We start from the raw sequence: 577 nt of genomic DNA, 5'->3' as shown, positions 1-577 counted from the left end.
GGCGGCGTTCCCGCTGACGGCGAACGGCAAGCTGGACCGGCGTGCACTGCCGGTGCCGGACAGTGCATCGGTGGTGACACAGGGGTATGAAGCGCCGGAAGGGGAGACCGAACGGGAACTGGCGGCAGTGTGGTGTGACCTGCTGGGGCTGGAGCGCGTCGGCCGGCATGACAACTTCTTCGAGCTTGGCGGCCACTCGCTGATGATGGTCAGCCTGCTTGAGCGGCTGCGCCGCAGCGGGCGGGTGCTGGATATCCGCCGCGCGTTCGCCGCGCCGGTGCTGGCCGGCATGGCCCGGTGTGTCACCGCGCAGGATGAGACGGACGGGGACGTCCCGCCGTCGCGTATTCCCGCGCACTGCCGGGCCGTCACCCCGGCGATGCTGCCGCTGGTCACCCTGTCGCAGGCCGAAACCGACGCGGTGGTGGCCACGGTCAGCGGCGGGGCGGCCAACGTGCAGGACATTTACCCGCTGTCGCCGTTGCAGGAGGGGATCCTGTTCCACCACCTGCTGGAGGAGGAGGGGGACGCCTACCTGCTTTACAGCCTGCTGGCCTTTGATTCCGCGGCGCGGCGG

1 protein-coding gene is annotated in these 577 nt (G+C 70.2%); it reads left to right on the top strand.

Going from position 1 to position 577, the window contains the following annotated elements; genetic code table 11:
- On the top strand, window positions 1-577 hold a 577-nt coding region (locus tag ABGA49_RS16120), incomplete at both ends, for a phosphopantetheine-binding protein (protein WP_347665807.1).

The sequence above is a fragment of the Kosakonia sp. WA-90 genome, from assembly GCF_039871955.1.
Taxonomy (GTDB): Bacteria; Pseudomonadota; Gammaproteobacteria; order Enterobacterales; family Enterobacteriaceae; genus Kosakonia; species Kosakonia oryzendophytica.
Note: the sequence above shows the minus strand (reverse complement) of the source record. Positions and strands in the feature narration are given on the sequence as shown.